Raw genomic sequence first — 22,962 nt, 5'->3', positions numbered from 1 at the left:
ACTACACTAGAAACCATGTCTGGAGCACCAACGACGCGTGACCTCTTGTCGCGCTGCACCGCCCCTCGTGAGCTGCGTCGCCTCGAGCGGGGACAGCTGGATCAGTTGGCCGCGCAGATTCGTGCCTTTCTGATTGACAACGTATCGCGCACGGGCGGGCACCTGGGGCCCAACCTGGGTGTCGTCGAGCTGACGATCGGCCTGCATCGCGTCTTCCGCTCCCCACAGGACACGATCGTGTTTGATACGGGGCATCAGTCGTACGTGCACAAGCTGTTGACGGGACGTCAGGACTTCTCGTCCCTGCGCAGCCCGGGAGGCCTGTCGGGGTACCCCTCGCGCGCCGAGTCCGAGCATGACGTCGTGGAATCCTCCCACGCCTCGTCCTCCCTCGCGTGGGTGGATGGCATCTCCCGCGAGAAGCACCGCCGCGGGGAGCGCACGTGGACGGTCGGCGTCATCGGTGACGGCGCTCTCACGGGAGGACTGGCCTGGGAGGCCCTCAACAACATTGCGGCCTCCAAGAACCGTCGCATCGTCATCGTCGTCAACGACAACGGCCGCTCCTACGCTCCGACCATCGGCGGCCTCGCGGAGCACCTGGATGCGCTGCGTACCTCCGCCGGATACGAGAAGGCCCTCGCCTGGGGCAAGCAGCATCTCCTCAGCCACGGAACCCCCGGTCGAGCCGCCTACGACGCGCTCCACGGGCTCAAGTCGGGCATCAAGGATGCGCTCATGCCGCAGGTCATGTTCGAGGACCTCGGCCTCAAGTACATTGGTCCCGTCAACGGGCACGACATCTCCTCGGTCGAGACGGCCCTGCGTCGCGCCCGTTCGCTCGAAGAGCCTGTCATCGTCCATATGATCACCGAGAAGGGACGCGGCTACAAGCCTGCGGAAAAGGACATCGCGGACCGCTTCCACGCCGTTGGCCCAATCCACCCGGAGACGGGCCTGCCGGTCGCCCCCGAACGTTTCGGGTGGACCGGCGTGTTCGCCGACGAAATCTGCGCCCAGGCGCGGGTACGCGATGACATCGTGGGCATCACCGCCGCCATGATGAATCCCGTCGGCTTGGGTCCCATGCACGAGGCCTTCCCGGGGCGCGTCATCGACGTGGGCATCGCGGAGGCCGCGGCCATCGCGTCGGCGGCCGGCATGGCCTACGAGGGCGCCCACCCCGTCGTCGCCCTGTACGCGACCTTCCTCAACCGCGCCTTCGATCAGCTGCTCATGGACGTGGCGTTGCATCGTGCTGGCGTCACCGTCGTCCTTGACCGCGCCGGCATCACGGGCGCGGACGGTGCCTCCCACAACGGAGTGTGGGACATCGCGATGTGTTCGCTGATTCCCGGGATTCGGTTGGCCGCGCCTCGCGACGAAGACACGCTGCGCGCCGAGCTTTGCGACGCCCTCGACGTCAGCGACGCACCCACGGTCCTGCGCTACCGCAAGGGCTCCCTGCCTGACCCGATGCCCGCGCTGCGCAGCGTCGGGGGAGTGGACGTCCTCTTCGACGAGGCCGGGGCCGACTCGAGCCCGCGGGTGCTCATCGTCGGAACCGGCGCCTGCGCGCCCGACGCGATCGAGGCAGGCAGCCGCCTGGCGGCGGATGGAATCGGCGTCACCGTGGTTGACCCGCGCTGGCTCCTGCCCCTCTCGCTGGACCTCGTCGACATGGCCGCCGGTTACGACGCCGTCATTAGCGTCGAGGACGGGATCGTCCACGGCGGTTTCGGGTGGGCGCTGCGCGACGGGCTGACGCAGGCCGCGACGCCCGTGCGCTGCCTCGGGGTTCCCCAGGTTTTCCCCGAGCACGGGGAGCGCGCCCAGATGATCGCGGACTTCGGCTACGACGCGGACGGGATCGAGCGAGCGGCGCGTGACGCCGTATCCGCGCTCGGGGCGCGCGAGGGCTAGACGCCGAGCGCGTCGCAGATCGGGTCGAGCGTGAGGTCGATCTGCCAGTCACGCGCCCCTCGCATCACCATGCGTTCCTCGACCTCGTCACCCGACGGACGCGACGGATCCAGGGGCGCCCACGCGAGGTAGCGCTGCACCTGCGGGGCCAGCACAACCTCGGGCGCCAGGCCCAGGCCCGACGCAACGGAGGCGACCGCACTGCGCACCGTGCCCAAGCGCGCCGCCGAGGCCTCGTCAATACGAGCCCACTGGCGAGGCTCCGGGATCGAGCCGGGCTGCACGGGCTTACGCTTGGGAGGCAGCTCGTCCTCCGTCATGGCGGCCACGCTGGCGAGCGCCCGCATCCACTCGTCCTCGTACTGGCGGGCGATGGGGGAGCGGAACTCGCTGATGCTCATGAGTGCGCGCTTGTTGCGCGGAGGATTCGAGGCCGCGCGCACGAGCGCGGCGTTACGCACCAGGCGCCCTGGGGACATGTCGATGCGACGTGCGATGGACTCGCGCGTCTCCCACAGTGCTTTCAGGACACCCAGGCTTCGACGCGAACGAATCTTTCCCGCGCCGGGCAGTGAACGCCACCGATCCCACTTCGCAGCCGGGGGAGCCACCGTCAGTGCGTAGGCGAACTCCTGCTGCGCCCACTCCCAGCGCCCCATCTGATCGAGGCGCTGAGACAGGCGGTAATACAGCTCCGTCAGCAGTTCGACGTCCAGGGCCGCGTAGCGCAGCCACTCCTTGGGAAGGGGACGCACCGACCAGTCCGACGCCTGGTGGTCCTTGACGAGGCCGAGGCCGAGAACCTGCTCAGCGACGGCCGCCAGGCCAAAGCGCTCCAAGCCCACCAGGCGCGCCGCGACCTCGGTATCGAAGAGGGAAGGGGCGCGCAGACCAACCTGACGAAGATTCGGCAGATCCTGCAGAGAGTCATGCAGCAACCACACGTCCTCCACGCCCGGCTGAAGCACGGACAGGTCGGGGAGGGCGTGCGTGTCGATCAAAAACGTGCCGACGTCCTCGCGTCGAATCTGCACCAGGTAAGGGTCAGCGCCGTAGCGGAAGCCCTGGGCGCGCTCCACGTCGAGCGCAACGGGGCTCGATCCTGCGGACAGGGCGCGGGCGGCCACATCGAGGTCACGCTGGGTATCAATGACGGCAGGGGTGCCCCCACGCGGCTGCGCGATGAGCTCCGGATTGTCCGTATCACCCGTGGGCAAGCCGCCACCGTTGTTAACCAGCACTCAGACTCCTTCGAGGTGACGGATGGGAACGATGCCGGCCGTGCGGCGCATGACGTCCGCCCAGCCGGACAGGTGCTCCCCAAGATACTCGCTGGTGGGCGTCCACGATGCGCGCACCTCGACGAACAGAGACGAGCCACGCAGCTCGAGCCCGCCGAATGTCTCGCTCATCTCGCGCGTCACCGTTCCCGTCATATCGTGGAAACCAGCACCCGCGCCGTCGAGGCAATCGACCATCCAGCCCCACACTCCCTCGGCGAGCATCGGGTCGATAGCCATGTCAGCGTCAACCTGGGTGCGCATCTGGCACACGATGCGGAACGTGCCGTTCCAGCCGATCTGCTCCACGGGATCATGCAGCACGATTATGCGACCGGTCGACAGGGGCTGTCCCGCAGGGTCCTCGTCTATCGTGCGCATCGCCAGTGCGGCCGTAAACGGCGCCAAACGACGAGGCGGGGGCACCTCTTCGAGGAGGATGTGCGGCAGGTGGTCGGCCTGTCGCAGGGACAACAGGGCCCGAACAAACTCCTCAGGCACCGCGTTCTCATTCACGTTTAAATCGTAAAGGTGTCATCCCTTGTTGAGGGCCAGACGCGCCGCTAAGGGCCATCTCGATAAGTAGCGGGTACGTGTTCCTCGCAACGTATCGAGACGGCCCCGCGTTTTACAGGCCCCGCGGATTGCGCAGAATGAACGCCGTTCGCGGTCCAACATGGACCACGTCACCGGACTGGTAGTCCTTGTGATCGTCATCGCCAGCCGTGTCGATGACCGTGTGCCACAGGTGCCCATACTTGGCGTCAGGCAGCGTAAAGTCGACCGCCTCCGGCGCGGCGTTGATGAGCAGCAGGAAGTCGTCGTCGAGGATGCGCCGTCCGTTGGCGTCGGGTTCGCGGATCGCGTCCCCGTTGTAGAAGACCATCGTGGAGCGAGCCCACGGCTGGTTCCATTCCTCTTCCGTCATGTGAGTGCCGGCGGGCGTGAACCACTCGATCTCGCCCAGGTCCGACTCGCCACCGCGCTTTGCAGGTCCCTCGAGGAAACGACGCCGACGCATCACCGGGTGATCGCGACGCAGGTGGATGAGGTGACGGGTGAAGCGCAGCAGCTCGTAATCTTGCTCGTCGAGATCCCAGTCGATCCACGACAGCTCGTTGTCCTGGCAGTACGCGTTGTTGTTGCCGCGCTGAGTGCGACCCAGTTCGTCGCCGTGGGCGATCATGGGCACGCCCTGGGAGAACATGAGCGTCGTCAGGAAATTACGCTGCTGGCGGTAGCGCAGCTCGATGATCTCCTCGTCGTCCGTGTCGCCCTCGGCTCCGCAGTTCCACGAACGGTTGTCGTTCGCGCCGTCCGCGCCACCTTCGAGGTTCGCCTCGTTGTGCTTCTCGTTGTAGGACACGAGGTCGCGCAGCGTGAAGCCGTCGTGTGCGATCACGAAGTTGATGGACGCCATGGGCTTGCGTCCCGTGGTGCCGTACAGGTCCGAGGAGCCGGCGAGGCGGGAGGCGAAGTCTGGCAGCGAGGAGAATTCGCCGCGCCAGAAGTCGCGCACCGTGTCGCGGTACCTGCCGTTCCATTCCGACCACAGGGGAGGGAAGCCGCCGACCTGGTAACCGTCGGCGCCCACGTCCCAGGGCTCGGCGATCAGCTTGACCTGTGAGACGACCGGGTCCTGGTGAATCAGATCGAAGAACGCGGAGAGGCGGTCGACCTCGGCGAATTGGCGTGCCAGCGTGGAGGCGAGGTCAAAGCGGAAGCCATCCACGTGCATCTCTGTCACCCAGTAGCGCAGCGAGTCCATGATGAGTTGGAGGACCTGCGGGGAGCTCATGAGGAGGGAGTTGCCGGTTCCCGTCGTGTCGAAGTAGTGCTGACGGTCCCCGTCCACCAGTCGATAGTACGAGGGGTTGTCGATGCCTCGGAAGGACAGGGTGGGGCCCATGTGGTTACCCTCGGCCGTGTGGTTGTACACCACGTCGAGGATGACCTCGATGTTGGCGGCGTGCAGGGCCTTGACCATTGCCTTGAACTCGGACACCTGAGCGCCGGGTTCCTGCGTGGCTGCGTAGGCGTTATGCGGCGCGAAGTAGCCGATCGTGTTGTATCCCCAGTAGTTCGACAGGCCCTTGGCCTGCAGCGTCGTGTCGTTGGTGAACTGGTGGATCGGCATGAGCTCCACGGTGGTGACGCCGAGCTTCGTGAGGTGCTCGATGATCGCCGGGTGCGCCATGCCGGCGTAGGTGCCGCGCAGCTCCTCGGGGACGTCGGGGTGGCGCATGGTCATGCCCTTGACGTGCGCCTCGTAGATGATCGACTCCGAGTAGTCGTGCCCCGGGCTGCGGTCGCCCTCCCAGTCGAAGAAGGGGTTGACGACGACGGAGTGCATGGTTGCCTTGGCGGAGTCCCCGCCCTTGAGACTGAGGGGGTCGTCTGCCTGGTAGGAGAGAAGGTCGAGAGAATCCTTGAGCTGTCCCACGATGGCCTTGGCGTAGGGGTCGAGGAGAAGTTTGGAGGAGTCGCAGCGCAGGCCTCGAGCGGGGTCCCAGGGGCCCTCGATGCGGTAGCCGTAGCGCTGGCCGGCCCGCACCTGCGGGACGTAGACGTGCCAGACGTAGGCATCCACCTCGGTCATGGGGATGCGCATTTCGTTGAGTTTGTCGTCTAGGAGGCACAGGGTCACCGAGGTGGCGACCGACGAGTAGATCGCGAAGTTCGTGCCGGTTCCATCAAAGGTGGCGCCCAGCGGGTAAGCCTTACCAGGTCGTGTTTCCATACGGACAAGGGTGGCACGAATGCTCTTCGATAGCGTGAATCCGCCCAAAAATGAGCATGTGACTTGGATAACGGTTGTTTGGTTTTGCAATCTGCCCGCAAGGTCTGTTAAGGTTTTACCCGTTGCGAAGAACGGTCAACGTTCTGAGAAACGCGGATGTGGCTCAGTTGGTAGAGCATCACCTTGCCAAGGTGAGGGTCGCGGGTTCGAGTCCCGTCATCCGCTCGGGCGATTGGCGCAGCGGGAGCGCGCTTCCCTGACACGGAAGAGGTCACTGGTTCGATCCCAGTATCGCCCACGGTCACCCCTTGTAGGGGCTGGCGGGCATATGCCCAGCCGCACAAGCGGTGCACGCGGATGTGGCTCAGTTGGTAGAGCATCACCTTGCCAAGGTGAGGGTCGCGGGTTCGAGTCCCGTCATCCGCTCTCAATCGGGAATCCACACGATCCCATTGGGCGTGGTGGGTTGGCCGAGAGGCGAGGCAGCGGCCTGCAAAGCCGTATACACGGGTTCGAATCCCGTACCCACCTCGGGCGATTGGCGCAGGGGTAGCGCGCTTCCTTCACACGGAAGAGGTCACTGGTTCGATCCCAGTATCGCCCACCATTCAAGCCGGATCCTTGTGATCCGGCTCTTTGTGTATGAGCTGTCCCGGGTATTGTGGAGAGTGTCTTAGGCCGGATTGGAGGTTTGGGATGTCTGGTCAGCGTCAGTATTCGATGGAGTTGCGTGAGCGTGCGACGCGTATGGCGTTGGAGGCTCGTGCTGATCCCGGGCGGTGTAGGGGTGCTATTAAGCGCATTAGCGGCCAGTTGGGGATCAATCCTGAGGCGCTGCGTACGTGGGTGCGCGCCGTGGAGCAGGGCGGGCGCAATGAGCGTGGCGAGATCAGTGATCAAGAGGCCCATATCCGGGCGCTGGAAGCTGAGAACCGTGAGCTACGGCGGGCCAACGAAATTTTGAAGGCGGCGTCGGCTTTTTTCGGGGCGGAGCCAGGTCGCCTCGGACGCTAGTCTACGATTTCATTGAGGCCAACCGGCATCGGTGGGGAGCCCGGCCGATCTGCGCTGCTTTAACCCAGTTTGGGGTGCGGGTTGCTCCCAGTGCCTATTACGCTGCCCGGACTCGTGCCTTGTCGGCGCGCAGCGTGCGCGATGAGGCGCTGATGCGTGTGATGAGGCAGGTGTGGAAGGAGAACTACTGTGTGTTCGGGGTGCGTAAAATGCATGCCTTCCTCAACACTCACGAGTTGGGCGTGGGATATGTGGCGCGGTGCACGGTCGAGAGACTGATGCGGCGTATGGGCATTCGTGGCGTGAGTCGGCGTCGGACCCGTCATGTCAGCCTTAGCACCGCGCCATGCATGCCCCTTGGACCTGGTCAATCGGCATTTCGGGACCCGTGATCTCGACGAGTTGTGGGTCTCGGACATCACCTACGTGCCAACCCAGGCTGGCTGGGTCTACGTCTCCTTCGTCACCGACGTGTGCTCGCGTAAAACCTTGGGCTGGAAAGTCGCCTCCTCGCTGCATACCGACGTGGCCCTGGACGCGTTGAACATGGCGATCTACCAACGTCGCCGCGATGATATAGACACTCGTGGGCTCGTGCACCACTCCGACCGAGGCGTCCAATACCGCGACGTGCGCTACGGGCAAGCTCTCGCCCGTTGCCAGGCAGTGGCGTCGGTGGGTTCGACCGGTGACTCCTACGATAACGCCCTGGCCGAAGCCTTGAACTCCTTGTACAAAGCAGAACTCATCTACAGCGAGGCGCGCCCCGGCTATGCCGGCCCCTGGCGCGATCGGCGCGAGGTCGAACGCGAAACCGCTGCCTGGGTCCACTGGTACAACACCCGCCGCCCCACCTCGCCCTGGGCGGCATCACACCACAACAAGCAGAAAACCAACACACAACAACACGAAAGGAAGCGGCCTCAACAAGCCTCCACAAAACCCAGGACTTGGCCTTGACAAACAGCGCGAGGGCCGCTGCACCCGTTACGTGGCGCTGCACCCGTTACGTGGCGATACACCCGAACAGAAGGGGTGCAATGCCTACAGATCGGGTGCAGCGCACCCAATAACAAGAACAAACGCGGAATCTGCGGGACGACCGCCGGTACGCAGAAGGTGCGTTAAAGAACAAAACGTGTTGGTTTTGTGGTGACTTTTCGGCTTTTTGGTACGGAAAAATCGGTATTGAAGGTGGTGGGAGCCAACTTGAAGGATGGACACAACGTGTTGGTTGTGTGGTGACGTGTCGGCTTGCTGGTGCGGGACAATCAAGAGTGAAGGGTGAGCTGTCCTGGGCGGCCATCCGCCAGGCCCGAGGCGTACCGCCTGCGCTTGATGTGCGCTCTGGTGCAGGATCCGTGCGTCTCGTCGACGCCGAGTCGAGGTGTGTCCTCATGACGTGGCCTGTCGCTCAGTGGTGTCCCGCATGGTGGCCTGCGCACCCTCGGGCGTGATCAGTTGTCCCGGCCAGATCGGGGAGGGCTTGCGGCGTGAACAGCAGTGTGCCAGGTGATGAAGGCGCTGCGTGACACGAGCCCAGTTTGGGTCGTTTGGTGACGTCTGTTGGGAGTTTGTCGGCTGCTAGTGGATTTATGCGCGTCGGTAGGGACGAGTCAGCGTTTGTTGGCGTTCCGTCACAGTTCGCATGAGACCTGACCGCTTTAAAACTTGTCCGACACGCCCGACATCTAAAAATTGACACTTTGATAGCAAAGAAAGTGAACAAGCGGAATCGTGCTTTTGTCGACTGCGGTTATTGCCGTTGATGGAGGACTGTTCGCTCCGATTCTTGACCAAATTACAGAGCAGTAGCATAGACTGGCAGGGTGTGAAGCGACGCCGTCGCACATCCCGTTGACAGGAGTTTTCTATGGTCGCCTCGAAGCGCCGTCACGTCGGTGCACTTCTTGCTGCCTTCGTATTGGTACTGAGTTTTTTTGGACTCACACAGGTTTTTTCCGCGCAGGTTCCCGCGCGCGCGGACACGCCCTCCTGCCCGGCGGCAGTGACCAACGTGAGCGATAAGGTCGCGCTGGACTGGGATAAGGCTCAGCTGGTTGACCACGCCGGACACGAGGTCCACTCGGTCGGCGACTGGTGGGACCTGGGCGTCAAGCTCCCGTGGCAGACGCAGGGGCGTGTCAAGGCCGGTGACTACTTCACCTACGACGCTTCCGTCGTCGAATCCACGTCCGGACAGTCGGTGCTTCGTCCGACGGTCTCGCGTAGCTTCGACGTCGTCTCCCACGACAACATCGTCGTCGGCTGCGGCACCTGGGCGGCCGACGGCACCGTCACGGTCGTTTTCAACAACAAGGTTGAATCCGCCGCACAGTGGTACGGCACCGTGACGACGAACGGCCTGGCCAGCTACACCGGCCCCGGCGGCGAAACTTACAAGGTGGTCATCGGTGGTAAGGTGACCCGCACCCTGGATATGACCCGCCGCACCCCCGGCGAGGCGCGCTACCAGAAGGACGGTTGGCTGAACCTGAGTGACTCGGAGGACGGTGACGAGAACAAGGCCATCATGTGGCGAGTGGTCCTGCCCGCCGGCGACACGGCCGTGACTGGAGCCTCAATCGTCGACGAGGCCCCCGCCGGTTCGCGCTGGAGCTTCGACTGCGACACGGTCAACGAGTACACGAAGACCCACACCTTCATCGTCACGGACCCGACGACCTCCGAGGGTCTGCGCCGCGACAAGGACACCTCGAACGGTGCGTTCGGCAACGCCGCCCAGATCGAGTGCACCTCCACGAAGGTCACCGTCAAGCTCGCGGAGATCCCCGCCCACCAGTCGGCCATCATCATGCTGCCGGCGCGCGTCGAGGGCGCCAAGCGGGCCAGCGACATCGCTGGCGAATTCGCGAACACCGTGAAGTACACCGTCCCCGGTGAGACGGTCGAGCCCATTACGAAGGTCCTGCGCTACGGAGCTGTCGCCAATGCGTACGCGCACCAGACCTTCTCGGTGACCAAGAAGGTGGAGGGCGAGCTGCCCGAGTCCGCGAAGGACCTCGACTACACGCTCGTCATCACGCTGAAGAATAACGCCGATCCGAGCGTGAACAAGACCTTCCAGACGACCATTAAGGCCGGGGAAACCTACACCTACCCCGAGTCGCTCCCGCTGGGCACCGAGGTCACCGTCACCGAGGGCGACCTGCCCACGGCAGCGGAGATCACCTGGAACGATGCCGAGAGCCGCGTCTTCGAGACAGCAGACGGCGTGATGCTGGCGGCCGACAACCGCGAGGCCACCTTCACGCTGAGCGACGAGAACATCTACTCGCTCGTTCTGACGAATACGCTGGCTCCGACGCCGACCCCGACCCCGTCCGCCACGCCGTCGAGCCCCGCGCCGACCCCGTCCGCCACGCCTTCCCCGACGCCCAAGCTGGCCGCGACCGGCACGGACGCCGCCGGACTGGGAGTGCTCGCCGGGATCGTCGCGATGGCTGGTCTGTCGCTCGTGGCCATCAAGCGCCGCGGTCGCGAGGTGCGCTGATGACGCGCCACTGCGTGGGCACAGCACGATAACGTAGGCCGTCACGGCCGTGTAGTGGGTGGGAGGAGCGATGCTCCTCCCACCCACTATTCGTTGTCGGAGATAGCCACGATCACAGCGGGAGCGGGGCAGGACGCGCGACGCAACGACGTGGACACACACGCGGCCCTCGCGCCTGCGGGAGGCGAGTCACTCCGGACGCTCGGGGTGTGCTCCGGCGGGCACCCGCCGGAGCTAGCGCAGGTAGACGCGCGCCTCCCACGGCGCCATCGTCGATGAAGGCAGTGGGTCGCCCGCCTCGGCCTCCGAGGAATCAGTGGGGGACGCCACGTTGCCCAGGTACAGATCCCAGCGCGAGGGGCTCAAGTCCTCGTCAAGGAAAACGCCCCGAGGGGTGATCGCACGCCCCGTCAGGTTCGTCATGACGAGGACCTCACTGCCCTCGCTCGAACGCACGTAGACGAAGAGCCCAGGATCGCCCGCGTCGACGCGCCGGAAGGACCCCGAGGTCAGGGCGGGGACCCTGTGTCGCGCGTCGATGAGCGCCCGATAGAAGGCCAGGACCGAGGAAGCATCGGCCAGCTGGCGCTCAACGTGAATGGACGAGGCCGACGGAGGCAGGTCGATCCACGGTGTCCCGGACGTGAAGCCGGCGGCGGGGGAGGAGTCCCACTGCATGGGGGTGCGGCCGTTATCGCGCGAGATGGCCGCGAGCCCCGCAGACACGCCCTCACCGGGATGCGCGCTCAGGTAGTTGAGGGACTCGATGTCGCGGAAGTCGCTCGGGCGGGTGAAGTGACCGCCGAGCATGCCGATCTCCTGGCCCTGGTAGATGAAGGGTGTTCCGCGTTGGAGGAAGTACGCGGTGGCCAGTGCCGTGGCCGACTCGTACCAGGCGCCGTGCGGGTCGCCGAAGCGAGACACCGCGCGCGGCTGATCATGGTTTTCCAGGTAGAGGGCATTCCAGCCCCGCTCGCCCAGGGTCTTCTGCCAGGTCGACATGACGTCCGCCAGCTCGCCGTCGGCCAGTGTGCGCGGTGAGAACTTGCCGTTTTCCTGGCCCAGGTTGACGTGCTCGAATTGGATGAGCATGTTGAATTCGCGCCTGTCCGGATCGCAGAACAGGAGGGCCGACTCGGGGGAGGCATTCGAGGCCTCCCCGACGGTGAACGAGCCAGGATGGCGGGCGAACGTGCGCTCGTGCATCTCCTGAAGGAACTCGTGCAGGCGCGGGCCGTCGGCGAAGCACTCGTGGCCGACGCCGAAGGGGGCGCGTGCGGGCCCCCCGTCGGGCAGCCCCGGTCGCTTCGAGATGACGTCGATTGCGTCGACCCGGAAACCGTCCACCCCTCGATCGAGCCACCAGTTCATCATGTCGTAGACGGCGTCGCGAACCTCGGGATTCTCCCAGTTCAGGTCCGGCTGCTCGCGCGCGAACAGGTGCAGGTAGTACTGGCCCGAGGCCGGGTCGTACTCCCACGCAGACCCCCCGAAGAAGGACTCCCAGTTCGAGGGTTCCGCACCGGGTGTGCCGGGCACCGCTCCCGGGCGCGGATCGCGCCAGTAGTACCAGTCGCGACGCGCGGAGTCGGGGCCCGTGGCGGATTCGACGAACCACGGGTGCTCGACGGACGTGTGGTTGACGACCAAGTCCATGACGATGTGCATCCCGAGCTCGTGAGCGCGAGCGACGAGCGCGTCGAAGGTTTCGAGGTCGCCAAAGAGCGGGTCGATGTCGCGGTAGTCGGAGATGTCGTATCCGTTGTCTGCCTGCGGCGAGCGATAGATGGGCGATATCCACACGATATCGACGCCGAGCTGAGCCAGGTACTCCAGGCGGCGCACGATCCCCTGCAGATCCCCCACGCCGTCCCCGTCGCTGTCCTGGAAGGAACGCGGGTAGATCTGATAGAGCACCGCGTTCATCCACCACGGGTCGGCATCGGCGCGCCCGGTCGGCAGCAGGTCGGAGTGGAGGATCATCGACATCAGAGGTCGACCGTCACCGAGGCCTCGTAGGTGTCCTTGCTGTCGTGGTAGACGGCCGAGCACGTGAAGTTGTGGGTCCCGTTCTTGCCGGTTGCGGCCACCGTTCCGCTCAGCTGTCCCTTGACCTCGAACTGCTGCTCGCCCTTGGAGTTCTTGCTGGACTTGCGGATCGAGGCGTCCGTGATGCGGCCGCTGGACACAACTTGGCTCAGCGCGGATCGGCACGCTTCCATGACGCCGTGCTCTTCCTCATCGGACACCGAGCTCGTCGAGGAACTGGACGAGCTGGAGGAAGGCTTGGGGCTGGAGGTCGGCTGGGGACTGCGAGACGGCGTGGGGCTGTTGGACGGGTTCGGGCTGTACGTCGAGGTTGGCGACGGAGAGCTCGAGCGCTCGGAGGACGAAGAACCTGACGTGGCCGCCGCGTACAGGAAGAGGACGACGATGCCGCCGATGAGAGTGATGACAAACACACCGGCGATGATGGCTGCCATCAGCCCGCCGTTGGATTTGCGAGGCGCAGGGCCCATCGGCGCGCCGCCGTAGGGCGAGGGAGTGGAGCCGGGCATTGCGTTTCCATACCCCTGCTGAGCGCCCTGGTGGTAGCCGGGCTGCTGGTTGTAACCGCCGGTCGGCTGCTGTTGGAACGGCTGCTGATTCTGAGGGGGGAACGGGGTACTCATAGCGGACTTTCGTGTTGGTGAGAGAGGTCTCAGGGATCGTTCTGTATCCTACCAGGCGCTAGGCTTGTGGCATGACGATCGACTACCTGACCCGGCCTCGTCCCCTCGCTCCCCGCCAGGACATCCTCCCCGTCATTATCGGCGGGGACTTCGGAGTGTATGGGATTGGCCGCTGTTTCAACGAGGCCTTCGGATGTCGCTGCATCTGCGTGGGTTCCCAGCCGACCGATTCGATCACACGGTCACACTTTTTCGATGTCCGACATGTGAGTGCACACGCGACGGACGCCCAGCTGCTGGACACCCTCATGACCATCGCCGGTGAGCATTCCGACAAGAAGCTCATCCTGATGGCGAACCACGACATTTTCTCCGCTTTCGTCGCCCGCAACATGGCGGCGTTGTCGCGCCACTACGCGCTGCCCTTCCCGTCCCTGGACGTCATGAACCGCCTGACGGACAAGGCCGAGTTTGCGCGCGCCTGCCAGCGCGCGGGCATCGACACGCCCCGCACCGTCGTCGTCGACTTCTCAGGCGTCCTCGACGAGGCCTGGGCGGCTCCGGAGATTCCCTTCGCTTTCCCCGTGGTGGCCAAGGCCGCCAACGGGGAGCCCTACGACGTCCTCGAATTCGAGGGCAAGCGCAAGATCTGGTTCATCGACACCCCCGACGAGCTCACTTGGCTGTGGGAGACCCTCAAAGCCGCGGGGTTCCGCGACACGTTCCTGGTCCAGGAGCTGATCCCCGGCGATAACACGGCGATGCGTTCGATCACCGCCTACGTGGACTCCCGCGGCACGGTCACGCTCATCGGCTCCGCGCGCGTGCTCCTCGAAGATCACGCGCCGACCATGATCGGAAACCCCGTTGCGATGATCACCGAGGACTTCCCCTCCCTGTGGGAGGACGCCTGCACACTGCTCACCGAGAACGGGTACCGCGGCTTCGCGAACTTTGACGTCAAGATTGATCCTCGCGATGGACGCGCCGTCTTCTTCGAGGTCAACCCCCGCATCGGGCGTAACAACTGGTACATGGCTGCCGCCGGGGCGAACCCCATGATCCCGATGGTTGCCGACCTCATCGACGGCCAGGAATGCGAGCAGACGCAGGCGCGCGATGAGATCCTCTACACGATGGTCCCCGACTCTCTTCTCCTGCGCTACATCACAGACCCCGAGCTGCGCGCGCGGGTCACACGCATCATCCGCGAGGGGCGTCGCTTCGACCTGCTGCTCAACCCGACTGAGAAGGACCTGCGCCGAAACCTCACGGTGTGGCTCCAGAAACAGAACCACCGGCGCAAGTTCGCCCGCTACTATCCGGAGCCGACCGACACCTCCTACTGAGCTCCCACCGCCTCACCCCGCCACGGCCTCGTCGGCGGGGAAGGCGCCCCTGATAGACTGACCCCCTACGCGACCGATAGACCCGACCAACGAGGACACCATGACGACAACCTCACTCGTGCCCATCTCCCAAGAAGACAAGATCGCCGCCGTCTCCGGCTTCCAGGATCGCTCCCTGCCCATCGAGCAGGCCTGCGTGTGGGAAGCCTTCGAAAAGTCCCAGGGACACGGCGTATGGGGCCGATACGCGTGGTGCGAGGACGACACCAAGGTCGCTTTCATCACCCTCTACAAGTACGCGGTGCGAGGCGTGCACTACCTGTGGGCGAAGTGGGGCCCGGCCTGGGTCAAGGAGGCGACCCCCGAACGTGAGGCCGCCCTGCGCGCCGACCTGCTGCGCGAAATCAAGAAACGGGACAAGTCCGTCGCCTTCGTGCGCCTGCACGCCATCTACCAGCACCCCGACCTGGTGATGCCCCTGCAGACCATCTCCTACGACCGCACCGTCGTCATCGACACCTCCGGCAAGACCGAAGACGCGATCCTCGCGGCGATGCCCAAGTCCGGCAAGCGCTCGATCCGCTCCGGCCTGAAGAAGGGCAAGGCCGAAGGCATCACCTTCCACGAGGACACAGCGAACGCGGCCGACGTCATCGACGAGTACTACGCCGTCATGGAAGAGACCGCCGAGCGTGACGGTTTCCGCCCCCACCCCAAGGCCTACTACATGAGCCTGCTGACCACGCTGGGACCCAAGCATGCGCGCATCTTCTCCATGCGCGACGCCGACGGCGCCATCCTGTGCTGGGACTTCTGCCTCGTGGAGGGGATCCGTGCGCAGGCCGAATACGGCGCCTCCACCGAGGCCGGCCGTCGCCTGCGCCAGCCCCCGGTCCTGGACTTCCTGGCCGCCGAGTTCCTGGCCCGCGACGGCGTGCGCGAATTCGACCTCATGGGCGCGCACTCCCCGCGCTGCCCCGATCTCTACAGTGTCGGCAAGTACAAGAGCGCCTTTGCGGCGCACTTCACCGACGTCCCCGGCGGGTGGGATATGCCCGTCAAAAAGAACATCTATCGCGCCCTGAGCGCGGCAAAAGCGATCAAGGACTGGCGCGCCCGCTCCTGAATCGCCCGCCCCCGGGCGTTAGAATCCCACTAGCACCTAACTGCATCGACCGTATCGACCAAGGAGACACTGTGCCCGACATCTCGCTCGTCATCGACGGAGAAAACCAGACCGTACCGGCGGGGACCACGGGCACGACGTGGTTCGAGAAGTCCCGCGACGTCGTCGCCATCAAGGTTGACGGCACGCCGCGCGACCTCGCGACCCCCTTCGAGGAGGGCACGAGCGTCGAGGCCATCACACTGGCCAGCGAGGACGGCCTGAACATCCTGCGTCACAGCGCCACACACGTGCTCGCCCAGGCCGTTCAGGACGTCTTCCCCGATGTCAACCTCGGCATCGGCCCCTTCATCACCGACGGCTTCTACTACGACTTCGGCAACATCGACGCGGTCACCCCCGAGCTGCTGCGCGACCTCGAAAAGCGCATGAAGCGCATCATCAAGGAAGGCCAGCGCTTCGTGCGCCGCGAAATCTCCGAGGAGGAGGCCACCCGCGAGCTGGCCGCCCAGCCCTACAAGCTTGAGCTGGTGACCACGAAGGGCAAGGGCGCGGAGGGCGCGTCCGTCGAGGTCGGCGGCGCGACCCTGACCATGTACGACAACGTCCGCCGCGACGGTTCCGTCGCCTGGAAGGACCTGTGCCGCGGCCCCCACCTGCCCTCCACCAAGCTGATCGGCAACGGCTTCGCGCTCACCAAGGCCTCGGCCGCCTACTGGAAGGGCGACCAGTCGAACGACCAGCTCCAGCGCATCTACGGAACGGCCTGGGCCTCCAAGGAGGACCTCGTCGCCTACCAGGAGCGCATCAAGGAAGCCGAGCGCCGCGACCACCGCCGCCTCGGAGCCGAGCTGGACCTGTACTCCTTCCCCGAGGAGATCGGCCCCGGCCTGGTCGTCTTCCACCCCAAGGGCGGCATTCTGCGCCACGAGATCGAGTCCTACGTGACCGACCGGCATAAGCAGGCCGGCTTCGACTTCGTGCACACCCCAGAAATCTCTAAGGGCGGTCTGTTCCACACGTCGGGCCACCTGCCCTACTACGCGGACACGATGTTCCCGCCCATGCTCGTCGACGAGGAACGCGACGAGGAGGGTAACGTCACGAAGGCAGGCCAGGAGTACTACCTCAAGGCCATGAACTGCCCGATGCACAACCTCATCTTCCGTTCGCGAGGCCGCTCCTACCGCGAGCTGCCCCTGCGCTTCTACGAGCTGGGCCACGACTACCGCTACGAGAAGAGCGGCGTCGTCCACGGCCTGACCCGCATGCGCGGCTTCACGCAGGACGACTCGCACACCTACTGCACGCCCGAGCAGGCCTCCGAGGAAATCCGCACGCAGATCGAGTTCTTCCTCTCCATCCTCTCCGCCTTCGGACTGAAGGACTTCTACCTGGAGCTGTCCACGCGCGACGAGGACGGCAAGAAGAAGGACAAGTTCATCGGCTCCGACGAGGACTGGGCGGCCGCCACCAAGGCGCTTGAGGACGCCTGCGCGGCCACCGGCCTGGACCTCGTGCCCGATCCGGGCGGCGCCGCCTTCTATGGCCCGAAGGTCTCCGTCCAGGTCAAGGATGCGATCGGCCGCACCTGGCAGATGTCGACGATCCAGTACGACTTCAACCAGCCCGAGCGCTTCGACCTGGAGTACACGGCCGCCGACGGCACCCGTCAGCGCCCCGTCATGATCCACTCCGCGAAGCTGGGCTCCGTCGAGCGCTTCATCGGCGTCCTCACCGAGCACTACGCGGGCGCGTTCCCGGCGTGGCTCTCGCCCGTCCAGGTCCGCCTTATCCCCGTCGCCGAGGCCTTCGACGGCTACGTCAAGGACGTCGCCGCGAAGCTGCGCGAGCGCGGCGTGCGCGTCGAGACCGACCTGTCCGACGACCGCTTCGGCAAGAAGATCCGCAACGCGTCGAAGGACAAGATCCCCTTTACGCTCATCGCCGGTGGCGAGGACGTCGAGGCCGGGGCCGTGTCTTTCCGCCTGCGCGACGGCTCGCAGCACAACGGCATTGTTGTCGATCGCGCGGTTGAGCTGATCGCCGCGCACATTGAGCAGCGCAACAACGCGGACCAGATCGACGGCCTCGACGAGGCGTGAGCGACATGACGGAGCAGGGCACGCCCCACGAACCGTTGCCCACCGAGGACGCCCGCGGGCTTGCGGGCGTCCCGGACGGCTTCTCTCGCTTCTGGACCCCCTATCGGATGGCCTACATCCACGGGGAGGGCAAACCCGCCGACGCGAGTGACCGCACGTGTCCCTTCTGCGCCGCGCCCGGTAAGGCCGACGACGAGGGGCTCATCGTTCACCGAGGCGCCACGTGCTTCGTGCTCATGAACCTCTTTCCCTACAACTCCGGTCACCTGCTCGTGTGTCCGTATCGTCACGTCTCGGACTACACCGAGCTGACCGACGCTGAGCGCGTCGAGCTGGGGGAGCTGACGGCAACCGCCATGCGGGTGAGCCGCGAGGTGGCAGCCCCGCACGGCTTCAACCTGGGCATGAATCAGGGCGAGGTGGCGGGCGCCGGAATCGCCGCTCACCTGCATCAGCACATCGTGCCTCGATGGGCCGGTGACGCGAACTTCCTGCCCATCATTGCGCGCACGAAGGCCGTGCCCGAGCTCCTCGAGGACGCTCGCGCACGCCTAGCTGCCGCCTGGCCGAAGGAGGACTGATGCTCGGCAATCACGGACGGTCGATCACCAAGGCGATCTTTACGCCTTTCGCCCGCGTTCTTGCCCGCGCCGGTGTGACTCCGAACATGGTGACGGTTGCGGGAACGGTGGCGTCCGTGGCCATCGCGGTCGTGTGCATCCCGCGGGGATGGATCTGGCAGGGCGGCATTGCCCTGGCGGTCGTGATGTTCGGCGATTCGGTCGACGGAACGCTGGCGCGGATGACGACCGGCGGAACGCGCTTCGGTGCCTTCCTGGATTCGACGCTCGACCGTCTCGCCGACGGCGCGGTCTTCGGTTCGCTCACCGCCTACGCGGTCTTCCGGATGGCGGATTCCCCCGTGCGCACCTGGGCGATCATCGTCGGCATCTGCTCGATCATCGGCGCGGCGGCGGTGCCCTACGCCCGCGCCCGAGCGGAGTCCGTGGGTGTGGTCGCCAAGCTCGGTATCGCCGAGCGCACCGACCGCCTCATTGTCGGCATGGGCACGGCGATGCTTATGAGCCTCGGGCTGCCCGAATGGGTGTTCGCGGCTGGCCTGACCTGGGTCTGCTTCGCGTCTTTCGTGACCGTGTGCCAGCGCATCTGGTTCACCGCGCGCACCATCGACGAGGGAGCGCAGTGACCTTTTCGCCCCTGTCGGCAGCCTTCGCGCTGGCCCCACGCCTGCCCCTGGGCGTCGTGATGCGTGCTGCTCACGTCGGCGCCGGCGTCCTCGCGCGGCGCGGGGGAGCGCCCATCGAACGCCTGCGCGCCAACATGGCGCGATTGACGGGCGAGCAGCCCTCCCGCGACCTGCTGATTACCGCCGTCCGCTCTCATATTCGCAACTATGCCGAGGAGCTGATGCTGGGCTCGAGCAGGGGAGCACCCCTGTTGGAGGGCGTTTCCTTTGACGGTTTCGAGGCCCTGGCTGCGGCCAGTGAGGACGGCCCGGTCGTCCTGGCCCTGGGGCACTCGGGCAGCTGGGACCGCGCGGGCGCGTGGGTGTGCGCCCACGGTCGGGGGATCGTCACGGTGGCCGAGAAGGTCGAGCCCCCCTCGCTGTTCGAGCGTTTCGTGGCCTTGCGCGAGGGGCTTGGGATGGAGATCATCGGCGTCGCCAAGGGTGAGTCTGTGTTCGGCAGCCTCGTCGAGCGGGTGCGCGGCCGTAGCGTGATCGTGCCCTTGCTGGCTGACCGCGACATTTCGGGATCGGGCATCGAGGTGGATCTGGGGCGCGCGCGAGCCCTCGTCGCGGCGGGACCCGCGGCCCTCGCGACCAAACTGGATCGCCCTCTTTTCGTCGCGTGCATCACCTATGAGAATGAGACTCCCACGGGCGCGGACGTGCGCGTGCGATGCGTCGGTCCGGTGAGCGCTCCCGAGGAGCTGGCGCCGGGCGCGAACCGCGTGGAGGCGCTGACACAGGCGTGGGTGAGTGAGTTCGCCGCGATGATGGCGGAGCGGCCGCAGGACTGGCACATGATGCAGCGCGTGTTCGTCGAGGACCTAGACCCCGAGCGCCTCGCCCGCGCCCGGGCGGAGCATGAGAGGAAGAACCGGTGAAGATCGGGATCGTCAACCCCTATTCCTGGGACGTGCCCGGGGGAGTGGGCTTCCATATCCGCGACCTGGCGCTCAAGCTGCGCTCACGCGGTCACGACGTGCGCGTCCTGACCCCCTCGACCTGCGATGACCTGCCCGAGTGGATCACGTCGGCCGGTTCCTCGGTGTCGATTCCCTTCAACGGGTCGGTCGCCAACATCTCCGTCAAGCCCACGATTCTCAAACGGACGCGCCGCTGGCTCGCCGACAACGACTTCGACGTCGTCCACGTGCACGAGCCGGTCGTTCCCTCGGTCTCCATGGCCGCCGCGATGCTGTCGCGGGCGCCCCTGGTGGGTACCTTCCACGCGGCCCTCGGTCGTTCGGTGTCGCGCGCCATCGCCTCGGCTCCGATGAGGCTGTACATGGAGCGCATCGGTGTGCGCATCGCGGTCTCCGAGGAGGCGCGCCGGACCCTCATCGAGCACCACGGCGGGGACGCGGTCATCATCCCCAACGGGGTTGAGACGGCCTCGTTCCGCTCTGCTTCGCCGTTGGAGCGCTGGGAGGCCAGCGCCGATCGCCCGGTCATCGTGTTCCTGGGGCGGCTTGACGAGCCGCGCAAGGGCCTGAGCATTTTTGCCGGGGCGATCGGCTCTGTCCTGGAGCGTTTCCCAGGCGCGCGCTTCCTCATCGCGGGCAGGGGGGATGCCCCCGACATTCGCGAGGCCGTGGCGCGTTTTGGCGAGTCGGTGTCCTTCCTGGGTGGCATCAGCGACGAGGAGAAGGAGTCGCTGCTCGCGGGCGCGAGCATCTACGTGGCGCCTCAAACGGGAGGCGAGTCCTTCGGCATCGTCCTCGTTGAGGCGATGGCCGCCCGCACCGCCGTCGTCGCATCCGACATTCCGGCTTTCCGCGCCGTCCTCGAGGACGGGCGTGCGGGAGCGCTCTTCGAGACCGGAAGCTCCGAGTCCTTGGCGGCCACGCTGATCGACCTGCTGGGGGATCCCGACAGACTCGACGAGCTGTCGGATGCGGGCCAGCGAGCCTCCGCCCAGTATGACTGGGAGGTCGTGGCGGACAAGGTGTTCGAGGTCTATAAGCTCGCCATCGACATGGGAAGCCCCGCGGAATCGGGTTCGCGCAGCACGCGGGACCTGATTCGCGGACGTGAAGAACGAGGGGAGTCATCGTGATCTTGTTGTCCCCGTGGGCGTTGGTCGGCCTCGCCGTCCTCATCGTCGCGCTCGGGATTGTCGCCTTCGTGGCGATCAGCCGAGCCCGTCGCCTCGATCGCCTGCATCAGAGGATCATTGCCTCACGCGACGCGCTTTCGCGGCTGCTCCTGCGCCGGGCCTCGGAGGCCTCGCTCCTGACGCAGTGCGCGGCCTTCGAGGAGGGGAGCGCCGACGCGATGCGCGACCTCGCGCGCGCCTATATTCACGACGGCGGCGATCAGCTCACGACCGATGGCCTCGATCGGCGCACGACCGCCGGACGTCAAGCCGATCGCGTGGAGGTCGCCGCTCGGCTTGAGCGTGCCTCCGCCCTGTCGCGCGCCATCCGGGATACGCTGACTCCGCCGGTTCGCGAGTCGATCAGCGCAGACCCGCTGGCCGCGGCGCGGCTCGAGGCGCTCGACGCGACGTGCTATCGGATCCAACTGACACGTAACGTGCATAACGTGGACGTCGCGGGCGTGCGTGCCCTTCGTTCCGCACGAATGGTAAAATTGCTTCGGCTCGCGGGGCACGCTCCGATTCCGGAGCCGATTGACTTTGATGACGACACGCACACTGGCGGACGGGGATACTGACATGGAGACGACCCACTGGGGAGGGCCGGGCGAAGACTACCGCCTGAGCAAGATCAGCGCTGCTGCCATCAGTGAGGACAACGGCATCGGCGCGCCCGCCCCCGACGACGCCGCCCCCGTGTGGCAGCCGCCCAAGGCGATTCACTCGTTCCCATGGTTCGAGATGGTCATGACCGTCATCGGTGTCCTCGGTGTCATCGGCCTGACCCTGTACATGCTGACCCCCGAGGCCACGGGATACTTTGCGCTCGTCAAGACGACACTGCTGGCTCTCATCCCGCTGGTGATCGTCGTCGGGTTCCTCATCCGCATCGACCGCTGGGAACCCGAGCCCTGGAAGACGAAGATCTCGGTGTTCCTGTGGGGCGCCGGCGTTGCAACTCTGTCGGCCGGCATCCTCAACACCGCGCTGCATCACAACATCGCCTACTCGACCGGCGACGCGCAGGGGGCTTCCGCCCTGTCCGCGACCTTCGTCGCCCCGCTCGTCGAAGAGACGCTCAAGGGCGTCGTCGTGCTCATTGTGGTCCTCGTGCGGCGCACCAACATTAACTCCGTCCTGGACGGCGTCGTGTACGCCGGATTCTCGGCCGCTGGATTCATGTTCACCGAGGATATCCTCTACTTCCTGCGTGGCGAGGCCGAGGGCACGACCAACCTCATCGTCCTCGTCGTCATGCGCGGTATCTTCAGCCCCTTCCTGCACGTCATGGCCACGTCCATGACGGGTATCGGGCTGGCGCTGGCACTTCTCAAGTTCAAGCGCGGATGGTCCAAGGCGGGAATCGTCGCCGTGTTCTGGGTGTGCGCTATGGGGATCCACTTCCTGTGGAACGGCAGCGCCTCCTACGGGGGTGGCTGGTTCCTGGTCCTCTACGCTGTTGTTCAGGTGCCCGCGTTCATCGTGTGGTCCGTCCTGCTGCTGCGCGCGACACGCAAGGAAGCGGAGAAGATCCGCACCGGCCTGGTTCCCTACGTGCGTACCGGCTGGGTCTTGCCCGGCGAGGTCACGATGGCCACCGACAAGCGTTCCCGCAAGGCAGCCCTGAAGTGGGCGGCCCGTGGCGGTCGCGACGCCAAGAAAGCGATGCGTTCCTTCCTGGCCAACCTCGCCTCCCTCGGCCTCGACCAGCGCCTCATGGCCAAGCACGGGCCCGATCCCGCCCGCATCGAGAACGATCGACAGATGCTCACCGAGGCCGCCGACAACAGGCGTGAATTCCTGCGCCTAACCTCCATCGCCGAGCAGCAGCACGACGTCTCGAAGGCCGTCTCCTCGCGCGCCCGGGCAGCCTGAAAGCAGAAAGAACAACA

Annotated in this window: 19 protein-coding genes and 5 tRNA genes; 19 read left to right on the top strand and 5 right to left on the bottom strand. The window is 65.7% G+C overall.

Going from position 1 to position 22,962, the window contains the following annotated elements; genetic code table 11:
- Positions 1-15: 15 nt before the first annotated feature.
- Complete coding sequence (gene dxs, locus QU663_RS06225; protein ID WP_034480690.1) at positions 16-1,923, top strand: 1-deoxy-D-xylulose-5-phosphate synthase; 1,908 nt, start codon at positions 16-18, stop codon at positions 1,921-1,923.
- On the opposite strand, the gene QU663_RS06220 is transcribed toward dxs, so the two are convergent.
- From QU663_RS06220 to glgX, 3 genes are all read right to left on the bottom strand, one after another.
- Entirely contained in the window at positions 1,920-3,164 is a 1,245-nt protein-coding gene (locus QU663_RS06220; RefSeq protein ID WP_021611309.1) for an HRDC domain-containing protein, read from the bottom strand. The two genes, dxs and QU663_RS06220, sit on opposite strands and share 4 nt — an antisense overlap.
- Positions 3,165-3,704, bottom strand: a complete 540-nt coding sequence (locus QU663_RS06215) for a DUF3000 domain-containing protein (RefSeq protein ID WP_198010205.1) — start codon at positions 3,702-3,704, stop codon at positions 3,165-3,167. It abuts the gene before it with no gap.
- Between the two features lie 127 nt (positions 3,705-3,831).
- Positions 3,832-5,943 (bottom strand): glycogen debranching protein GlgX, encoded by a 2,112-nt coding sequence (glgX, locus tag QU663_RS06210; protein WP_021611311.1) that lies wholly within the window; start codon positions 5,941-5,943, stop codon positions 3,832-3,834.
- A gap of 152 nt (positions 5,944-6,095) precedes the next feature.
- On the opposite strand from glgX, the gene QU663_RS06205 reads away from it, so the two are divergent.
- The 9 genes from QU663_RS06205 to QU663_RS06175 all read left to right on the top strand — a co-directional run bounded on the left by QU663_RS06205 (position 6,096) and on the right by QU663_RS06175 (position 10,471).
- Positions 6,096-6,168, top strand: a tRNA-Gly gene (locus QU663_RS06205).
- A gap of 1 nt (position 6,169) precedes the next feature.
- Positions 6,170-6,241, top strand: a tRNA-Val gene (locus tag QU663_RS06200).
- 55 nt (positions 6,242-6,296) lie between these two features.
- Positions 6,297-6,369, top strand: a tRNA-Gly gene (locus tag QU663_RS06195).
- Between the two features lie 34 nt (positions 6,370-6,403).
- Positions 6,404-6,474: transfer RNA gene (locus tag QU663_RS06190), tRNA-Cys, on the top strand.
- Position 6,475: 1 nt separating this feature from the next.
- Positions 6,476-6,550: transfer RNA gene (locus QU663_RS06185), tRNA-Val, on the top strand.
- A gap of 35 nt (positions 6,551-6,585) precedes the next feature.
- A complete protein-coding gene (locus QU663_RS10625) occupies positions 6,586-6,957 on the top strand; it encodes a transposase (RefSeq protein WP_370465100.1) in 372 nt (123 codons plus the stop codon).
- Positions 6,958-7,109: 152 nt separating this feature from the next.
- The gene (locus tag QU663_RS10620; RefSeq protein ID WP_370465159.1) at positions 7,110-7,349 is read left to right on the top strand and encodes a transposase; all 240 of its coding nucleotides are present in this window, start codon (positions 7,110-7,112) and stop codon (positions 7,347-7,349) included.
- On the top strand, positions 7,315-7,917 hold the full coding sequence (locus QU663_RS06180) for an IS3 family transposase (RefSeq protein WP_304990521.1): 603 nt from the start codon (positions 7,315-7,317) through the stop codon (positions 7,915-7,917). The genes QU663_RS10620 and QU663_RS06180 overlap by 35 nt, the downstream gene beginning before the upstream one ends.
- Before the next feature lie 913 nt (positions 7,918-8,830).
- Positions 8,831-10,471: an Ig-like domain-containing protein gene (locus tag QU663_RS06175; RefSeq protein ID WP_021612703.1), complete on the top strand. Its 1,641-nt coding sequence runs from the start codon at positions 8,831-8,833 to the stop codon at positions 10,469-10,471.
- 234 nt (positions 10,472-10,705) lie between these two features.
- Here the strand turns inward: QU663_RS06175 and QU663_RS06170 are convergent, their stop codons facing one another.
- Together QU663_RS06170 and QU663_RS06165 are read right to left on the bottom strand one after the other, a co-directional pair.
- Positions 10,706-12,454, bottom strand: a complete 1,749-nt coding sequence (locus QU663_RS06170; protein ID WP_034482265.1) for an alpha-glucosidase — start codon at positions 12,452-12,454, stop codon at positions 10,706-10,708.
- Between the two features lie 5 nt (positions 12,455-12,459).
- Positions 12,460-13,143, bottom strand: a complete 684-nt coding sequence (locus QU663_RS06165) for a hypothetical protein (RefSeq protein ID WP_156912156.1) — start codon at positions 13,141-13,143, stop codon at positions 12,460-12,462.
- A gap of 71 nt (positions 13,144-13,214) precedes the next feature.
- On the opposite strand from QU663_RS06165, the gene QU663_RS06160 reads away from it, so the two are divergent.
- The 9 genes from QU663_RS06160 (at position 13,215) to QU663_RS06120 (ending at position 22,945) form a co-directional block, all read left to right on the top strand.
- A complete protein-coding gene (locus tag QU663_RS06160; RefSeq protein ID WP_021612699.1) occupies positions 13,215-14,492 on the top strand; it encodes a hypothetical protein in 1,278 nt (425 codons plus the stop codon).
- Between the two features lie 100 nt (positions 14,493-14,592).
- Positions 14,593-15,618: a GNAT family N-acetyltransferase gene (locus QU663_RS06155; RefSeq protein WP_021612698.1), complete on the top strand. Its 1,026-nt coding sequence runs from the start codon at positions 14,593-14,595 to the stop codon at positions 15,616-15,618.
- A gap of 71 nt (positions 15,619-15,689) precedes the next feature.
- Positions 15,690-17,723 carry a threonine--tRNA ligase gene (gene thrS, locus QU663_RS06150; protein WP_021612697.1) on the top strand — a complete coding sequence of 678 codons (2,034 nt, stop codon included), beginning with the start codon at positions 15,690-15,692 and terminating at the stop codon, positions 17,721-17,723.
- A 5-nt stretch (positions 17,724-17,728) separates the two neighbouring features.
- Positions 17,729-18,304: an HIT domain-containing protein gene (locus QU663_RS06145; RefSeq protein WP_021612696.1), complete on the top strand. Its 576-nt coding sequence runs from the start codon at positions 17,729-17,731 to the stop codon at positions 18,302-18,304.
- Positions 18,304-18,930, top strand: a complete 627-nt coding sequence (gene pgsA, locus QU663_RS06140) for a phosphatidylinositol phosphate synthase (protein WP_021612695.1) — start codon at positions 18,304-18,306, stop codon at positions 18,928-18,930. Before QU663_RS06145 ends, pgsA begins: the two co-directional genes overlap by 1 nt.
- Complete coding sequence (locus QU663_RS06135) at positions 18,927-19,853, top strand: phosphatidylinositol mannoside acyltransferase (RefSeq protein ID WP_021612694.1); 927 nt, start codon at positions 18,927-18,929, stop codon at positions 19,851-19,853. Before pgsA ends, QU663_RS06135 begins: the two co-directional genes overlap by 4 nt.
- The gene (locus QU663_RS06130) at positions 19,850-21,028 is read left to right on the top strand and encodes a glycosyltransferase family 4 protein (RefSeq protein WP_021612693.1); all 1,179 of its coding nucleotides are present in this window, start codon (positions 19,850-19,852) and stop codon (positions 21,026-21,028) included. Before QU663_RS06135 ends, QU663_RS06130 begins: the two co-directional genes overlap by 4 nt.
- On the top strand, positions 21,025-21,648 hold the full coding sequence (locus tag QU663_RS06125) for a hypothetical protein (protein ID WP_021612692.1): 624 nt from the start codon (positions 21,025-21,027) through the stop codon (positions 21,646-21,648). Before QU663_RS06130 ends, QU663_RS06125 begins: the two co-directional genes overlap by 4 nt.
- Entirely contained in the window at positions 21,614-22,945 is a 1,332-nt protein-coding gene (locus QU663_RS06120) for a PrsW family intramembrane metalloprotease (RefSeq protein WP_021612691.1), read from the top strand. Before QU663_RS06125 ends, QU663_RS06120 begins: the two co-directional genes overlap by 35 nt.
- The last annotated feature ends 17 nt before the right edge of the window (positions 22,946-22,962 follow it).

Source organism: Schaalia sp. HMT-172, from assembly GCF_030644365.1.
Taxonomy (GTDB): Bacteria; Actinomycetota; Actinomycetes; order Actinomycetales; family Actinomycetaceae; genus Pauljensenia.
Note: the sequence above shows the minus strand (reverse complement) of the source record. Positions and strands in the feature narration are given on the sequence as shown.

Coding starts and splice junctions, on each gene's coding strand:
- dxs (WP_034480690.1), top strand. CDS start 16: ATGTCTGGAGCACCAACGACGCGTGACCTCTTGTCGCGCTGCACCGCC.
- glgX (WP_021611311.1), bottom strand. CDS start 5,943: ATGGAAACACGACCTGGTAAGGCTTACCCGCTGGGCGCCACCTTTGAT.
- QU663_RS10625 (WP_370465100.1), top strand. CDS start 6,586: ATGAGCTGTCCCGGGTATTGTGGAGAGTGTCTTAGGCCGGATTGGAGG.
- QU663_RS10620 (WP_370465159.1), top strand. CDS start 7,110: ATGCGTGTGATGAGGCAGGTGTGGAAGGAGAACTACTGTGTGTTCGGG.
- QU663_RS06175 (WP_021612703.1), top strand. CDS start 8,831: ATGGTCGCCTCGAAGCGCCGTCACGTCGGTGCACTTCTTGCTGCCTTC.
- QU663_RS06170 (WP_034482265.1), bottom strand. CDS start 12,454: ATGATCCTCCACTCCGACCTGCTGCCGACCGGGCGCGCCGATGCCGAC.
- QU663_RS06165 (WP_156912156.1), bottom strand. CDS start 13,143: ATGAGTACCCCGTTCCCCCCTCAGAATCAGCAGCCGTTCCAACAGCAG.
- QU663_RS06160 (WP_021612699.1), top strand. CDS start 13,215: ATGACGATCGACTACCTGACCCGGCCTCGTCCCCTCGCTCCCCGCCAG.
- QU663_RS06155 (WP_021612698.1), top strand. CDS start 14,593: ATGACGACAACCTCACTCGTGCCCATCTCCCAAGAAGACAAGATCGCC.
- QU663_RS06145 (WP_021612696.1), top strand. CDS start 17,729: ATGACGGAGCAGGGCACGCCCCACGAACCGTTGCCCACCGAGGACGCC.
- pgsA (WP_021612695.1), top strand. CDS start 18,304: ATGCTCGGCAATCACGGACGGTCGATCACCAAGGCGATCTTTACGCCT.
- QU663_RS06120 (WP_021612691.1), top strand. CDS start 21,614: ATGACGACACGCACACTGGCGGACGGGGATACTGACATGGAGACGACC.